11 protein-coding genes and 1 pseudogene are annotated in these 15,169 nt (G+C 68.4%); 7 read left to right on the forward strand and 5 right to left on the reverse strand.

Annotated features, from left to right (window positions below; all coding sequences use genetic code 11):
* Nucleotides 1-392 precede the first annotated feature (392 nt).
* Nucleotides 393-865 (forward strand): annotated as a pseudogene (locus tag BLASA_RS24075) (transposase); the annotation flags it as partial.
* A 158-nt stretch (nucleotides 866-1,023) separates the two neighbouring features.
* Here BLASA_RS24075 and lhgO read toward each other — a convergent pair.
* The 5 genes from lhgO to BLASA_RS06365 all read right to left on the reverse strand — a co-directional run bounded on the left by lhgO (nucleotide 1,024) and on the right by BLASA_RS06365 (nucleotide 8,331).
* Nucleotides 1,024-2,220 (reverse strand): L-2-hydroxyglutarate oxidase, encoded by a 1,197-nt coding sequence (gene lhgO, locus BLASA_RS06345; RefSeq protein ID WP_014375228.1) that lies wholly within the window; start codon nucleotides 2,218-2,220, stop codon nucleotides 1,024-1,026.
* A 40-nt stretch (nucleotides 2,221-2,260) separates the two neighbouring features.
* Nucleotides 2,261-3,721 carry an aldehyde dehydrogenase family protein gene (locus BLASA_RS06350; RefSeq protein ID WP_014375229.1) on the reverse strand — a complete coding sequence of 487 codons (1,461 nt, stop codon included), beginning with the start codon at nucleotides 3,719-3,721 and terminating at the stop codon, nucleotides 2,261-2,263.
* Nucleotides 3,718-4,932: an iron-containing alcohol dehydrogenase family protein gene (locus BLASA_RS06355; RefSeq protein WP_014375230.1), complete on the reverse strand. Its 1,215-nt coding sequence runs from the start codon at nucleotides 4,930-4,932 to the stop codon at nucleotides 3,718-3,720. Before BLASA_RS06355 ends, BLASA_RS06350 begins: the two co-directional genes overlap by 4 nt.
* Before the next feature lie 28 nt (nucleotides 4,933-4,960).
* Nucleotides 4,961-6,244 carry a bifunctional 3,4-dihydroxy-2-butanone-4-phosphate synthase/GTP cyclohydrolase II gene (locus BLASA_RS06360; protein WP_014375231.1) on the reverse strand — a complete coding sequence of 428 codons (1,284 nt, stop codon included), beginning with the start codon at nucleotides 6,242-6,244 and terminating at the stop codon, nucleotides 4,961-4,963.
* Between the two features lie 281 nt (nucleotides 6,245-6,525).
* A complete protein-coding gene (locus tag BLASA_RS06365) occupies nucleotides 6,526-8,331 on the reverse strand; it encodes a sigma-54-dependent Fis family transcriptional regulator (protein ID WP_014375232.1) in 1,806 nt (601 codons plus the stop codon).
* A 331-nt stretch (nucleotides 8,332-8,662) separates the two neighbouring features.
* On the opposite strand from BLASA_RS06365, the gene BLASA_RS06370 reads away from it, so the two are divergent.
* From BLASA_RS06370 to BLASA_RS06395, 6 genes are all read left to right on the forward strand, one after another.
* Nucleotides 8,663-9,769: a substrate-binding domain-containing protein gene (locus BLASA_RS06370; RefSeq protein ID WP_166486486.1), complete on the forward strand. Its 1,107-nt coding sequence runs from the start codon at nucleotides 8,663-8,665 to the stop codon at nucleotides 9,767-9,769.
* Between the two features lie 110 nt (nucleotides 9,770-9,879).
* The gene (locus BLASA_RS06375) at nucleotides 9,880-10,440 is read left to right on the forward strand and encodes a hypothetical protein (RefSeq protein ID WP_014375234.1); all 561 of its coding nucleotides are present in this window, start codon (nucleotides 9,880-9,882) and stop codon (nucleotides 10,438-10,440) included.
* Nucleotides 10,440-12,101: a GMC family oxidoreductase gene (locus tag BLASA_RS06380; protein ID WP_014375235.1), complete on the forward strand. Its 1,662-nt coding sequence runs from the start codon at nucleotides 10,440-10,442 to the stop codon at nucleotides 12,099-12,101. Before BLASA_RS06375 ends, BLASA_RS06380 begins: the two co-directional genes overlap by 1 nt.
* Nucleotides 12,082-13,635: a sugar ABC transporter ATP-binding protein gene (locus BLASA_RS06385; protein ID WP_014375236.1), complete on the forward strand. Its 1,554-nt coding sequence runs from the start codon at nucleotides 12,082-12,084 to the stop codon at nucleotides 13,633-13,635. The genes BLASA_RS06380 and BLASA_RS06385 overlap by 20 nt, the downstream gene beginning before the upstream one ends.
* On the forward strand, nucleotides 13,632-14,720 hold the full coding sequence (locus BLASA_RS06390) for an ABC transporter permease (RefSeq protein ID WP_014375237.1): 1,089 nt from the start codon (nucleotides 13,632-13,634) through the stop codon (nucleotides 14,718-14,720). Before BLASA_RS06385 ends, BLASA_RS06390 begins: the two co-directional genes overlap by 4 nt.
* Nucleotides 14,721-14,728: 8 nt before the next feature.
* Nucleotides 14,729-15,169: a GlcG/HbpS family heme-binding protein gene (locus BLASA_RS06395; protein WP_014375238.1), complete on the forward strand. Its 441-nt coding sequence runs from the start codon at nucleotides 14,729-14,731 to the stop codon at nucleotides 15,167-15,169.

Raw genomic sequence — 15,169 nt, forward strand, 5'->3', positions numbered from 1 at the left:
CGCCTTCCGGCAAGCGAGAAGGCATTCCTCCGCGCAATGACGTGTAACGGGCCTCCGCCTGGTGGGGGTGGTCGTGGAAGGGCAGGATCTCGCTGTGCGAGTGCAGAGGCCCGCTGCGAGGACATCCGCTGACGAGACCCTGTCCCGCGCCGGGTTCGATGGAGGCTGATATCCGCCGGAAAGAATAGAAGTCATGGCGGCACCGCAAAACGCCCGAATGTAGACGGTGTCGCGAGACACCTGTGAACGGTGTCCCGCGACACCCCGGTTGAGCGGGTGACCGGGATCGAACCGGCATGGCCAGCTTGGAAGGCTGGGGCTACTGAGCGCCATTTCCGCTGGTCGGAGCGTTCCTTGCTTCATGCCGTGCCTTCTGCGTGCCTCTCGGCCGAATCGAGGCCACCTTCCCACGCACCACGGTGCATACCTGCGTGGTGCGCCTGATCCGGGCTTCGATGCGGTTCGTGGCCTGTCAGGACCGCAGGAAGATGGCCGCGGCGCTCAAGCCGATCGACACCGCGCCCACGGCCGAGGCTGCGGAGACCGCGCTGCTGGAGTTCGCCGAGTTCGACATCGGCAAGCGGAACAAGGCCACGGTGGCGACCTGGCAGAGCGCCTGGGAGCGGTTCATCCCGTTCCTGGCGTTCCCACCCGAGGTCCGCAAGATCATCTACACGTCGAACGTGATCGAGTCGCTGAACTACCAGCTCCGCAAGATCATCAAGAACCGGGGGCACCTTCCCGCGACAACGCGCTGATCAAACCGCTCTGACTGGCCATCCGCAATATCGAGGACAAGCGCGCCCCGGGAACGGGCCAAGGAGCACCGCGCAACAGCCGCAAGGTCCCCGACAAGCTCGTCGAGAGCTAAGCAGCTGGTTCATTGCCGCCGTGCCCTGGCTACTCCGCCGACCCGGTCCAGACTGTCCATGAAGGCCACCCGATTCCTGGAAGCGTCGCAAACGTCAAAGGGTCAGGCGGTGGCCGCCAAGCTGCGCGGCGGCCTCGCTGACTGCTCACGCGCTACGCCGGTGCGTCGGACAACACCACAGAACTCACGTGCTCGGCGATCGCCAACGACGATGTTGCCGCCGGCGAGGGCGCGTTGCGCACGAACGTGACCGGCCCGCGCTGACTGATCCAGAAGTCATCGACCAGCGTTCCGTCCCTGCGGACGGCTTGGGCGCGCACGCCGGCGGGGGCCGGTTGCAGGTCGGTGAGGGTCAGTTCCGGCAGGTAGCGTCGTGCCTGACGCAGGAAGTACCGCTTGCTGACCGAGCCCAGCAGCTCGCGAGCACCGGTGCGCCAGTGCTGCCGAGCCATCGCGCGAAACCCCGCGTACGTCAGCGTCTCCGCCAGGTCGGGCAGTGAGACGTCGCGCCTGCGATACCCCTCCAACGCCAGCGCGAGGACCGCATTCGGTCCGACGTCCACGCCACCGTCGATGCGCCGGGTCAGATGGATGCCGAGGAAGGGATAGCGCGGGTCCGGTACGGGATAGATCAGGCCGCGCACGAGATCCGCCCGGTCGGTCCGCAGTCGGTAGTATTCACCCCGAAAGGGCACGATCTGCGGGTCGGGGTCATCGCCGGTGCGGCGTGCGAGCCGTGCCGACTGCAGCCCGGCGCAGACGATGACGCGGTCACCGATGAGGTCGCCGCCGGTGGTTTCGACGGAAGGTCGCGGCGCATCGGCGATGATGTTCTGCACCTCGCAACCCAGCCTGATCTCCACGCCGGCGAGTTCGAGTTCTGCCGCGAGTGCGCGGCTCACCGCGGCGTAGTCGACGATGGCCGTGGACGGCGAGTGCAGCGCGGCAATCCCCGCGGCGTGCGGTTCAATCTCGCGAAGTTCTGCCGCGCTCACCGTCCGGACGTCGGCGACGCCGTTCTCCTTTGCCCGTCGCTCGATCTCGGCGAGGCGGGTGAGTTCGGACGGATCCACCGCTACAACGAGCTTTCCGGCATCCTGGAACGGGACGCCCTGCTCGAGGCAATACCGCTTCATGAGCTCGATTCCCCGCCGACAGAGGCGAGCCTTCATCGACCCCGGTTGGTAGTACAAGCCGGCATGCATGACCCCACTGTTGTGGCCGGTCTGGTGATGGGCTACCTCCAGCTCCTTGTCCAGCACCACCACGGTGTTCGACGGATCGCTGCGCACGAGCTGCCGAGCCACAGCGAGACCGATGATCCCGCCGCCGACCACGACGTACTTCATCGCGGGTCCGTCCCTCCTCCGCTCACGCCCGCTGAGCAGGTCACGGCAGAACTCCGTGTGCGATCGCCGCCGTCTTGGTCTTGGTGTAGTAGCGCAGCGCGTCCAGGCCCTGCTCCTTGAACGAGGAGCCCGACTGCTTGAACCCTCCGAAGGGCTGGTGGACATCCCATCCCGACGTCGGCAAGTTGACCGAGACCTGTCCGGTGTCGACCTCGTCGATGAACCGGTGAGCTGCGTGCAGGTCAGCTGTGAAGATTGCCGCCGACAAGCCGTAGTCGGATTCGTTGACCAGCGCGACCGCGTGGTCGAGATCGGCGGCGCGCACCACGGCGATGACTGGGCCGAAGACCTCCTGGCGCCAGATCGTCATCTCTGGCGTGACGTCGCCGAGCACTGTGGGATTGACGAAGCAGCCGTGCTTTCGGTCGTCGTCCGTCGGCGCATCGCCGCCGGTGAGCACCGTCGCGCCCTGCGACTGTGCCTCATGCACGAAGCGCAGAACCGATGCCTGGTGGTCTCTGTGCACCACCGGACCCATCACGGCACCGCGTGCACCGTCGCCCGGACGGTAGGTGGCGGCGGCAGACACCAGGCGTTCGACCAGAAGGTCATGGACGTCGCTGTGCGCGATCACGCGACTGGTCGCGGTGCAGCGTTGACCCGCTTGCGCGAAGGCAGCGGCCGCGATGGTTTTGACGGCGAGATCGAGATCGGCATCAGGCATGACGACCGAGGCGTTCTTGCCGCCCATCTCGGCTTGAAACCGCACCGTCCGCCCGGCGAGCGCGCGCTGCAGCGCGAAGCCGGTCCGGGTTGAGCCGGTGAAGGTGACGGCGGCGATCCGGTCGTCGGCCAGCACCGCGCTGCCCACGACCTCGTTGGCCGCGTTGACGGTGTTCAGGACGCCGGCCGGCAGGCCGGCGTCGTGCAGAGCGCGCGCCAGGTGCTGCATGGACAGCGGAGTCTCCGGCGACGGCTTGACGACGACGGTGTTCCCGGTGACCAGCGCCGGCGAGATCTTGCGCGCCGGGGTCAGCAGCGGATCGTTCCACGGCGTGATCGCGACGATCACGCCGATCGGCTCGCGACGGGTGAGCACGAAGGCGTTCGGGCGGGCGTCGTCGAGGAGATCACCAAAGGGCAGCCGCGCAATGCCGGCGTAGTAGTCCAGGAAGTCGGCGCTCTTGATCACCTCCACACGCGCCTCGGCCAGCGTCTTTCCGTTCTCCCGGGTGATGTCCGCCGCGATCGACTCCGAGCGTTCCCGCAACAGGTCGGCGGCCCGGGAGAGAAAAACACCTCGGTCGATGGCCGACGTCCGCCGCCAGCCGGGAAAGGCCTTCACCGCCGCGTCCACCACCTCCGCAGCCTGCGCCTCCGTCGCCATGGGGTAGACACCCACGACATCGCGCTGGTCGGCCGGGTTCAGATTCGGCTGGGGAGAACCGTCCCCGTTCTGGGACCACGTGCCGTCGACCAGGTTATCGATCAGGGCCGTCATGCGTTCGACTCCTCGAGGTACAGGTGCTTCGGGTCGGCGGCTGCCAGATCGCCGGTGTGCAGCGCCTGGAGCAGCCGGGTGAGGGGGGCGTGGTGGAAGGGCACCGGGTTGTTCGCGCGGGGATAGCGTTCGATGCACTCGGTCGCCATGTCGGTCAGTTGTGTGGCTTGGATCCCGACAGCGCCGAGCGAGGTTGGGAGTCCCACCTGCGCGGCGAGCTCGGCGACCCAGTCCGCCGCGTCCAGGAGCCGCGCCGACCGGCCACCAGTGAGGGCAAGGGCGAGATCCTCGACGCCGTCGATGTCTGCGACCGCGTTGTAGGCGAGGCAGTAGGGGAGGGCCAGTCCGCAGGTCACTCCGTGCGGCAACGGCGCGCGGTTGGCGATCGTGTAGGCCAGCGAATGTCCTAGGACCACACCCGCGTTGAGCGCGAGGCCGGCCAGGTGCGCCCCGTAGAGGGTGGCGCGCCGGGCCGGCACGTCTGATCCGTCGGCCACCGCCCGCGGCAGCGCATCCCGCAGCAGGGCGACGGCGCGCAGGCTCGCCTCCACCGACAGGGCGCTGCGGTTCGTCGAGAGGAAGGCCTCGACGGCATGCGCGAGCGCGTCCATCCCGGTGGACGCCGTCACCCCTGCCGGTAGGCCGCGCACCAGCTCGGCATCCAGAACGGCGAGGGTGGGGACGAGGGCGCGATGGCTGGAGATGACCTTCCGCCCGTCCTCGGAAAGCATCGCGACGCGGGTCACCTCCGCGCCGGTGCCGGTCGTGGTGGGCACGAGGGCCAGCGGCAGCACGGTGCGGCCCGGCATGTCGATGCCCAGACACTCCCGGACCTCGGTGCCGGAGCCGAGAGCCATCGCGACGATCTTGGCGACGTCCATCGCACTTCCGCCACCGACGCCGACGATGGCCGCTGCGCCGAGCCCGCGGGCGAATTCCGTGGCGCGCTCGGCGGTGTCCACCGTCGGCTCGCCCTCGATGTCGGCGAAGACGTGGGCGACCAGGCCGGCGGCGGCCACGCTGTTCAGGACAGGATCGGCCACACCGAAGTTCACGACGGCGCGGTCGGCGATCACCGCCACCGCTCCGTCCGCCACACCCCATGTCCGCAGTGCGTCACCCAACCGCGCAGCGCTGCCGTCCCCGACCAACACCTGCCGGGGCGAGAGGTAGTCCCGCGAGTCCTCGACAAGCAGGGATGCTGACGTCATCGCGCGATCCTCTTCGTGGAGAGCCGGTTCATACGATGTCCTTCTCTTCCTGTGTCAGGTGTCCCAGGCGGAGCTGTTTGGTCTGCATGTAGTGCAGGTTCTCCGGGCGCCGCGGCATCACGAGCGGAATACGGTCCAGACCGTCCGGCAGGTAGGCACGGATTCCGGCGAGCTTGTCGGGATTGTTGGTCATGAGTTGACCGGCCCGGACGCCCAGGTCCCGCAGGATCTGACCGGCGATGCCGTACGTGCGGCCGTCGACCGGGTGCCCCAGGTGCAGGTTCGCCTCGACCGTGTCGTAGCCACGGTCCTGCAGCGAATACGCCTTGATCTTCTCCGCCAGGCCGATGCCTCGTCCCTCCTGACCGCGCAGGTAGACGATGACACCGCGACGGAGCTCGGCAACCCGGCGCATCGCGAACTGCAACTGGTCGCCGCAGTCGCAGCGCAGCGAGCCGAAGACCTCGCCGGTGACGCACTCGGACTGAACGCGGATCGGAACGTCCTGCCCGGACGGCTCACCCATGACCAGCGCGAGGTGCTCGACCCCGTCAACCAGCGAGCGGTAGGAGTGCGCGGTGAAGGTGCCGAACTCGGTCGGCATCTGCGCCGTCGCCACCTTCTCGACCAGCGTCTCGCGGAGCCAGCGGTACTGGATGAGGTCCTCGATGCTGATCATGCAGAGGCCGCTCTTCTCGGCGAGCGTCCGAAGCTCCGGCCGCCTGGCCATGGCGCCGTTGGAACCCACGACCTCGGACAGCACGGCAGCCGGCTGGACCCCGGCTGCACGCGCCAGATCAACCGCCGCCTCGGTGTGGCCCGGCCGGCACAGGACTCCTCCGGGCTGGTACCGCAGAGGGAAGACGTGTCCCGGACGAACGAAATCCTGGGCCGTGCTGCGGGGATCGGCGAGGTGCTTGATCGTGGCGGCGCGATCCGCCGCCGAGATGCCGGTGGTCGTGCCGTGCCGGAAGTCGACGGACACGGTGTACGCAGTGCCGCGGGGGTCCTCGTTGCGCAGCACCATCGGAGGCAGTGCGAGCTCGTCCAGGCGGGGACCGTCGACTGCGACGCACAGCACGCCACTGGTCAGTCGAACCATGTCGGCGACGAGCTCAGGAGTGACCAGCTCGGCGGCGGCGATGAGGTCGCCCTCATTCTCCCGATCATCGCCGTCGCACACGATCACCATCTCCCCGCGACGGATGGCGCTCACGGCTGCCTCGACCGCTAGGGCGCTCGCCAGCTGCGCCGGGACCTCGGCTGGGCCATGCTCCGCGACGGGACGGATCGCGTGCACCCGGCCCGTCATGGGGTGTGTCCTGTCATCGCGGCTTCTCCCTACGTGCGTGTGGTGCATGTCTGGAGTCTGCAAACGGCGAACGCGGCAACGGTGTCGCAGAACGCGACGCGTCTGTTTCAGTTCCGGTCCTTGCGATCGGCCAGCTGGGCCCCGTGGCGCGGCTGATCCGTCGGACTGCTTGTCGGTCGGGTGGCACACGCACCGTGCGACGAGTGAACGAGCACTGCAGGGAGGAGGCCGTGCTCGTTCGCCGGGACTGGTGAAGCGGACAGGCTTGGTCGCCGGGCCGGTCAGTACGCAGTCGAGCCGAGGTCGACGCCGTAGGCGCGGGTCTTGCGATACAGGGTCGCTCGCGAGATTCCCAGTGTCTCGGCCGCTTCCGACTTGTTGCCGTTGCTGCGCCGCACGGCAGCGAGGATTGCGTCGCACTCGATCTGTTCCAAGAGCGTCAGACGGCGCCGCGGTGCGCGTCCGCGGAGTTCTTCCGGCAGATCCGTCGCACGGATGTCTCCGATGGGCCGAGCGAGGAGCACCCGCCGGACGATGTTCTCTAGCTCGCGCACGTTAGCGGGATAGTCGAGGCGGCTGAGCGTCTGAACCGCATCTGCCTGCCACCTTGGCGGGTCGCCCGGCGCATGCCGTTGCGTCAGTGCTGCGAGCAGCGCCGGTAGGTCGTCGAGGCGGTCACGCAGCGACGGGACGGCGACATTGATGACCGACAGCCGGTCGCTGAGTTCGCGATGCGGACCGGTGAGGTCGTCGACGGCAGACACGGTGCCGATCAAACGAGCGCCGCCCTCCACAGCTGCGTCCATGAGCCCGCACAGCGCCCGGACCACCACGCTCTCCAGGGCGTCGATCCTGCGAAGCACGACGATGCGGTCCGGAGATGCCATCGCCGCGCGCACGCCGGTGAGCCACGCCGCAGCACCCTCCAGCGGCTGGAGCGTGGCGTCGCAGACGGTCAGTCGCCCCCCTCGGTCATCCTCGGCGAACAGCGCTCTGACGAGCGCCAGCTTGCCCGTGCCGGGGGGTCCCACGACGAGCATCGGCGCCTGGTTGTGCGTGACTCGCTGGGCCTGTGAGCAGGCCTGCCGCCAGGCAGGACTGTTGCCCGCGAGGCCCGCGAGGGGTGTCCGGCCAGTGGTGGGTGGGGTGATGACGCGAGCCTGCGGCGTCGCTATCCCGGCGGGGATCTCGACGACCGCGCCGATCGGGACGCCGCCGTCCTCCACGGTGCTGCAGCGAACCCGAACCAGCCGACCGCTCCTGAGCGGCATGTCGATCTCGATGGTGCTCGCGGTGCGGATCGCTCGTGAGGCGTGCTCCCACAACAGGGCCTGCTCGATCTCGTCGGTGATCCGGTCGGCTGCCGGATTCTTGATGATGACCTGGTCGTTGAGCACTACCACCGGGTGGTTGCTGCGCTTGTGCACCTGCAGGAATCGCTCGAGAAGCAGCCGCTCCTTCCGTGAGCTCCCCAGATACAGGCGACGCTCGATCTCGTGAGCCGTCTCCAGCGCGAAGGGCAACAGGAGGCTGTTGGTGTCCTCGACCCGGCAGGTCATGTTGAGCACGCCCACGAGGCGGCGGGAGATCGGGTGCCGGATGGGCACGCCGACGCAGGCGAACGGGTGAAAGGCATCGGTGAAATGCTCCGCACCGATGATCTGCACGGGCTTGAGCTCCTCGAGCACCGTGCCGATGCCGTTGGTCCCGGCGATGCCTTCGTCCAGCAGCCAGCCACGATCGCTACCGGAGGTATCCAGGAGCTTCGCCAGCCCCTCGTCTCCGGTCCAGCGGTCCACCACGACGCCGGTGCGGTCGGCGACCAGGAGCCCGGTTGCGGTTCCGGCGAGTTGTTCGGCGCGCTTGCTGAGAACGCCTCGGGCGACACGTGCCAGGACGCCGTCCGGGTTGACTGATCCTGCCTCGGGCTGCGCCGCCACGTCCGGGCTGAGCCCGTTCATGACACATCGTCGCCAGGAGCCGGCGATCTCTGGCCGCAAGGTCTGCGTCTCCGAGAAGTCGCCCGTGTCGAGCAGATGCTCTCGCATGCGAAGCAGAACGGCGGATGGCGCACCGACCGTCGTCATGCATCCTCCCTGAGGCGAGAATCACGTTTTGCGTGATCATGAGGCCATCCACAGGGCGCGCAGTGTTGCAGCTTGAAACACGCAGGTCACCGGCTGGCCGCGCGTTGGACATACGTCCGTGCGCATCGATGGGACAGCAGGAGTGCTTGCGGCCCGAGGGGATACGTGCCGTGCTCACGAACTGAGACGGGCATGTCGCAAGAAGCAACAACCCCTCACGGCCATCTCCCAGAGAGTTCTCCCCCAGCGCAGATGGCGCCGTGAGAACGTCTCCTTGGAGGAATCAGTGGGTAAGAGACGCCCAGTGCGGCGCGCCGCACTTGTCACGGGGGTGGCCGGCGTTCTGGCCTTCACCGTGGCCTGCAGCCCGTCGACGGCGAATTCGACAGACGATGCCGCCGCCGTCGACAGCACGAAGATCGACGAGTTCCTGCTGCCGCCCGAGGATGCGGAGAGCTTCGCAGCCGAGCCGGGCACTCCCGTCACCGCCCCCATCCAGGGCGGCACGGTCTCGCTGCCCTACACGCACGTGCTGCCGCTGCCAGACGGTCCGATCGGAGATCCGGAGAAGACCTATACCTTCTGCTTCTCGCAGGCGCTGACCGGCTCGACCTGGGCAGTCGCCCAGCAGGAGAGCGTCATGATCGAGGCAGCGCGTCACCCCAACGTGAAGGTGTTGTACTACAACACCAACAACGACCCGTTGAAGCAGGTCGCCGACCTCGAGAGCTGCCTGGCCCAGAAGGTGGACGCGTTCCTCATCTGGCCGCACTCGGTCGAACCGTTGACGCCGGAGATCGAGAAGCTGAACCAGGCCGGGCAGGTCGTCATCGGCATGGAGCGCACCGTCGCCACCCGCGACTATGACACCTGGATCTACCTCGACCACCGCAAGGCCACCGCCGACATGGCCGAGGCGATCGGCGAGCAGCTCGGCGGCAAGGGCACGGTCGTGGAAACCGACGGCGCCCTCGGGTCCTCACCGCAGATCCTGTGGCGCACCCTTCTGGCGCAGAACCTCAGGGAGAAGTACCCCGACATCAAGGTCGAGTACACCGCTCCGACCGACTACAGCCGCGGCCAGGGCTACAAGGTTGCACTCGACTTCCTCCAGTCCCGTCAGGGGGAGGAGATCGATGCCTGGTTCACGCAGTACAGCGAAATCGGGTTCGGCGTGGCGCAGGCCCTGGAGGACTACGACCGCACCGACATCCCGCACTTCACGGTGGTCGACGGCAAGGTCGCCACGCAGGCGGCGATCGACGGCACGTTCTTCGCCATCTCTCCATGGACCCCGATCCACGGGGACGTCGCATTGCGGGCGGCGATCTACCACCTGACCGGCGAGGAGGTCCCGCACGACTTGGCGCTGGGGCAGCCGCCGCTCATCACCCCCGAGACGGCTCCGGGGGAGCTGCAGCGGACCTGGCCGGGCTGACCCCTCAGAGGTAGCCGCGGACCGGATCGACCGCGGGATGTGGGAGGCGACTACCCGCCTCCCACATCCCGCCACCACTCCCGGCAGGCGTCAGGACAGAAGGATCCACCATGACCGTAGACAACCTTCAGCTCGACCGGCCGCCCCTGGGTGGCTCTCAGGGTGTCCGATTCAGCCCTGTACAGCACAACGTGTTGGACGCTCTCGCCGACGCGCTCGTCCCGCCGGGCGGCGGTTTCCCCGCCCCCAGCGAGGTCGACGTGGCCGGCTTCGTCGCCCGCTACACCACGCCCACGGGGCAACTGCCCCGGTGGTACCCCTACCTGGCCGAGGACGACCTCAAGGCCCGGCTGGACGCGCTGTCGGCCCAGGCCGATGACCCGGTGGCGACGCTGACCGCGCTGGAGCAGGACGACCCCGCCTTCTTCACCGCCCTGCGCGACGTCGTCTACCTCGGCTACTACAGCCGACCGGCGGTGACCCGCGCGATCAACGCGAACGTGCCGGCGGCCCATGACTACCGCAACACCCCGCAGCCCTACGGCTACCTCGACGGGCTCGAGGAGTGGGACGCCGAGCTGCTCAGCCGGGTGCGGGGCAGCTTCCTGGCGACCACCGAGGTGAAGCCCCTCGACCGCCTGCCCAACTACGAGGACGCGAGCGAGAACTGATGGCGAGCTACAGCGAGGCCGACGTCCTGGTCATCGGGGCCGGCGCAGGCGGTGCGGCGGTGAGCAAGCGGCTCAGCGACGCCGGCATCACGGTGATCTGCCTGGAGCAGGGTGACTGGGTACACCCGCTGCAGCACCCGCACTTCCACTCGGAATGGGAGATCGAGAAGCGGCGCGGGTGGTCACACGACCCGAACGTGCGCCAGCTCCCCGAGGACTACCCGACCACGGGCAACACCCCACCGCTGATGTACAACGCGGTCGGCGGCTCGGCGATCATCTACGCCGGAGCTTGGCCGCGGTTCAAGCCGGTCGACTTCCGGCGCGGCACCGAGCACGGCGTCGAGGGAACGATCGACTGGCCGATCAGCTACGAGGACCTCGAGCCGTTCTACGCCATCAACGACGCCGAGGTGGGCGTGGCTCGCCGACCGGGTGACCCGGGCAACCCGGCCCGGCTGCCCGGCTGGGGCCCGGCCATCCCGCCGGGCAAGGTGGGCAACCGCCTGGCGCGCGCGTTCGACACCCTTGGCTGGCACTGGTGGCCGGCCGACCACTCGATCCTGACCCGACCCAAGGACAACCGGCTGGCCTGCAACGCCTGCGGCCCCTGCCTGGCTGGCTGCCCTCGCCACTCCATCGCCACCCCGGACGTCACGTACTGGCCCAAGGCACTGAGCAACGGTGTCGACCTGCGCACCAACGCACGTGTGGAGCGCATCAACGTGGATAAAGGGCGTGCGACGGGGGCCACGTACATCGACCGCCGCACCGGCCAACGCTCCGAGGTGCGAGCCAAGATCGTGGTGCTGTGCGCCAACGGCGTCGGCACGCCGCGGCTGCTGCTGATGTCGGCGCAGGCCGGTCACCCGGACGGGCTGGCCAACTCCAGCGGCCTCGTAGGAACACATCTGATGTTCCACGCCTGGGCCTTCGAAGACTTCTGGTTCGACGAACCCATCGAAGGCTACAAGGCCCAGGAGGCTGCGGTCCTGTACAGCCAGGAGTTCTACAACAGCGATCCCGACCGCGGCTTCGTCAACGGGTTCTCCATCCAGGTCGGGCGCTCCTCCGGGGCTGCGCACAGCGCGCTCGGCGCCAACAGCGGAAACCTGGCCCCTTGGGGCGCAGGCCACCGTGAGTTCTTCAACACCCACTTCGGCAGTCATCTCCTGGTCTACATCCAGGGGGAGGACCTGCCGATCGCGACCAACCGGGTGACCCTGGACTCGACGGTCACCGACTCCAGCGGCCTGCCCGCGGCGCACGTCAACTACGAGCTCCACGAGAACGACCGGCGGCTGCTCGCGTACGGCCGCGAACGGGCGCGGGAGGCGGCGGCTGTCGCCGGAGGGCTCATCGACACCTCGAGCAGCGGCAGTGGCGGCTACGACTTCCCGCAACCGGGCTGGCACCTGATGGGGACCGCGCGGATGGGCAACACACCCGAGGACTCGGTGACCAACAAGTTCAACCAGACCTGGGACGTCCCGAACCTGTTCATCGCCGACGGCAGCTCGCTGCCCACCAGCGCCGCCGTCAACCCGACAAGCACGCTGCAGGCGGTCGCCGTCCGGTGCGCGGAGTACATCAAGGACAACCACGCCGAGATCCTCGGCCAGAAGACCACGCCCCGGAACCATGAACTCCCGGCCGGCTGACGCGCACGCCGTGGCCCCGGTTCCCCCGGCCACGGCGGCGGCCTCGCTGCTGACGCTCACCCAGATCAGCAAACGGTTTCCAGGGGTCAACGCGCTCACCGGCGTGGACCTCGAGCTGAGCGCCGGCCGCTCGCACGCCCTGGTGGGGGAGAACGGGGCAGGCAAGTCGACCCTGATCAAGGTCATCGCGGGGTCCATGGCACCGGACGAAGGGGAGATCCGGATCGACGGCCTGCCGGTGCACCTGCCCACCCCGGCCGAGGCACGCCGACACGGCATCAGCCTGGTCCCGCAGGAGCTCTCGCTGGCAGGCGACCGCAGCGTCGCGGAGAACATCTACATGGGCCACCTGCCGCGGCGGGCCGGCCTGGTGAACCGCCGAGAGTTGCTCAAGCGGACCAGCGAGCTGCTGGACCGCCTGGGCGTGTCGATCGACCCGCGGACGCCATTGGCGTCACACCCACCAGCGGTGCGCCAGATGGTGATGATCGCCCGTGGCATCGCCTTGCGCGGCCGGCTGTTCATCCTGGATGAGCCGACCGCAGCGCTGACCGACCCGGAGATCGAGCGCCTCTTCGCGGTGTTGTCGGAGCTCAAGGCGAATGGTGCTGCGCTGCTGTACGTCAGCCACCGGCTGCCCGAACTGGCGCAGATCGCCGACGACATCACCGTGTTGCGCGACGGGCACGTCGTCGGGCACATGCCGGCCAAGGAGGCCACCGAGGACGCCCTCGTCCGCGCCATGGTGGGCCGGCCGGTGGAGCGATTCTTCGACACCCGGAGCGCGCACCACGTCGACAAAAAGGTGGTCCTGTCGGTCAACGATCTGGGCCGTGACGGGGTGTTCTCGAACGTCAGTTTCGACGTGCACAGCGGGGAGGTCCTGGGAATCGCCGGCCTGATGGGTGCCGGACGCACCGAGGTGGCACGGGCGATCTTCGGTTTGGACCGGCTGCACCACGGCACGATCAGCATCGACGGCCGTCCGGTCACGACGCGTTCGCCGCGCAAGGCCATCAACGCCGGCTTGGCCCTGGTGCCGGAGGAGCGCAAGGAGCAGGGCCTCGTGCTCGACTTCTCGATCGCCGACAACATCAGCCTTCCGCACTTGCGGGCGATGTCGACGGCGCTGTTCCTGCGACGGCGACGCCTGCGGTCCTACAGCAAGCAGGCCAGTGACGCGGTCGGGGTGAAGGCGCCCAGCACCAGCACCCTGGTCCGCAACCTGTCGGGAGGCAACCAGCAGAAGGTGATCCTGGCCCGATGGCTGGCGAAGCGGCCGCGGGTCTACATCCTCGACGAACCGACCAGGGGTATCGACGTCGGTGCGAAGGCAGAGATCTACCAACAGATCGGACGACTCGCCGACCACGGGGCAGCCGTCCTCGTCATCTCCTCCGAACTGCCCGAGCTGCTCGGCATATGCGACCGCATCTTCGTGATGCGGGACGGCCGGAGCGTCGGAGAGCTCGATGCAGCAACCGCCACCGAGGAATCGGTGCTCGAACTCGCGATGGGAACTCAGGGATCATGACAGCGATCGATACCCCGGCCACCACCTCACCGACGTCGCCCGCCGCCCGGTCGGATCGCACCTCACGGTTCGCCACGGCGCGGAAGCTGTTCGCGACGAGCGGCATGGTGCCCGCGCTCGTCGTATTGGTCATCGCCGGGTCGCTGCTCTCCCCGGTATTCCTGACCTCGACCAACCTGTCCAACGTCCTGCGACTGTCGGCCGTGCTGGGGCTCCTCGCGATCGGGCAGACCTTCGTCGTGCTGTCCGGCGGGGGCGGCATCGACCTGTCCGTCGCCTCGGTCGCTGCCGCCGCGGCGGTCGTCGGCGCAGCATTCCAGTCCTACGGGCTGGCTGCGGTCATCGTCGCCAGCCTCGCGACCGGTGTCTTCTTCGGCCTGCTCAACGGTCTCGGGGTCACCACCGCCGGGTTGCAGCCGTTCATCGTCACGCTCGCCACCTTGACCATCGGTCGCGGAGTCGCGTTTCAGCTCACCAACGCCCGACCGGTCTACATCGAGACGGCCAATATGTCCTTCCTGTCCACGGGCACGATCGGCCCCATCGCGGTCCCGATCGTCATCTTCGTGGTGACCGCCGTCCTGGGGCAGGTCGCCCTGTCCCGAACGGTCCTGGGGCGCAACCTGTACGCCGTCGGAGGCAACGAGGACGCCGCCTTCGGGTCGGGTATCAACGTGCGCGCCTACCGCCTGGGCGTCTACGTGATCAGTGGGCTCCTCGCCGGGATGGCGGGGGTGCTGGGCATGGCTCAACTGAACACCGCGGACCCGAACTTCGCCAACGGCTACGAGCTCAGCGCCATCGCAGCGGTCGTCGTGGGCGGCGCGCTGCTCTCTGGCGGACGCGGGTCGATCGTCGGGACCTGCGTGGGCGTGCTGATCATCGCCCTGGTGTCCAACCTGCTCAACCTGCTCAACGTCAACCCGTGGACCAACCTGATGGTCACCGGCGTCATCATCATCGTGGTGGTGGCGCTGAACCGCCAGCAGAGCAACACCGGTCCCGATCGCCGGCTCTGGAAAGGCGCACCGCTGTACGTGCTGTTGCTGCTCGGTGCCATCCTCCTCTTCGGCTACTTCGGCTGAGCCGCCCGATGAATGAGATCCAGCGTCCGGCCACCATCGGGCACGTCGTCGCCCAACGCGTCGTCGCGGCGGCCGTTGCCGCCGCGGAGGACCTCGATGTAAGGGCCTGCGTGGCGGTCGTGGACAGCAGCGCGCATCTGCTGGCCTTCGTGCGGATGGACGGCGCGCCCCTGCTGTCCCAGCAGATCGCCGAGAACAAGGCCTACACCGTGGCGGCGTTCAACGGAGTGCCCACCCACGAGTGGTGGGAGCGGATTGCCGACGACCCGGCGCTGGTCCACGGCTTGCCGCAGACGGAGCGGATGGTGCTCTTCGCCGGAGGGGTGCCGATCACCCACCGCCGCCGCATGGTCGGCGCGGTGGGGGTTTCCGGGGGCAGTGCGGAGCAGGACCGCACGATCGCCGAGGCGGCGTCGTGCGCCGCCCCGGCGGCCGGGTCCGGGCGCTGA

The sequence above is a fragment of the Blastococcus saxobsidens DD2 genome, from assembly GCF_000284015.1.
GTDB classification, from domain to species: Bacteria; Actinomycetota; Actinomycetes; order Mycobacteriales; family Geodermatophilaceae; genus Blastococcus; species Blastococcus saxobsidens_A.

What these genes read in the sequence shown, in the direction of transcription:
- lhgO (WP_014375228.1), bottom strand. Translation starts at nt 2,220, where the DNA reads ATGAAGTACGTCGTGGTCGGCGGCGGGATCATCGGTCTCGCTGTGGCT.
- BLASA_RS06350 (WP_014375229.1), bottom strand. Translation starts at nt 3,721, where the DNA reads ATGACGGCCCTGATCGATAACCTGGTCGACGGCACGTGGTCCCAGAAC.
- BLASA_RS06355 (WP_014375230.1), bottom strand. Translation starts at nt 4,932, where the DNA reads ATGACGTCAGCATCCCTGCTTGTCGAGGACTCGCGGGACTACCTCTCG.
- BLASA_RS06360 (WP_014375231.1), bottom strand. Translation starts at nt 6,244, where the DNA reads ATGACGGGCCGGGTGCACGCGATCCGTCCCGTCGCGGAGCATGGCCCA.
- BLASA_RS06365 (WP_014375232.1), bottom strand. Translation starts at nt 8,331, where the DNA reads ATGACGACGGTCGGTGCGCCATCCGCCGTTCTGCTTCGCATGCGAGAG.
- BLASA_RS06375 (WP_014375234.1), top strand. Translation starts at nt 9,880, where the DNA reads ATGACCGTAGACAACCTTCAGCTCGACCGGCCGCCCCTGGGTGGCTCT.
- BLASA_RS06380 (WP_014375235.1), top strand. Translation starts at nt 10,440, where the DNA reads ATGGCGAGCTACAGCGAGGCCGACGTCCTGGTCATCGGGGCCGGCGCA.
- BLASA_RS06385 (WP_014375236.1), top strand. Translation starts at nt 12,082, where the DNA reads ATGAACTCCCGGCCGGCTGACGCGCACGCCGTGGCCCCGGTTCCCCCG.
- BLASA_RS06390 (WP_014375237.1), top strand. Translation starts at nt 13,632, where the DNA reads ATGACAGCGATCGATACCCCGGCCACCACCTCACCGACGTCGCCCGCC.
- BLASA_RS06395 (WP_014375238.1), top strand. Translation starts at nt 14,729, where the DNA reads ATGAATGAGATCCAGCGTCCGGCCACCATCGGGCACGTCGTCGCCCAA.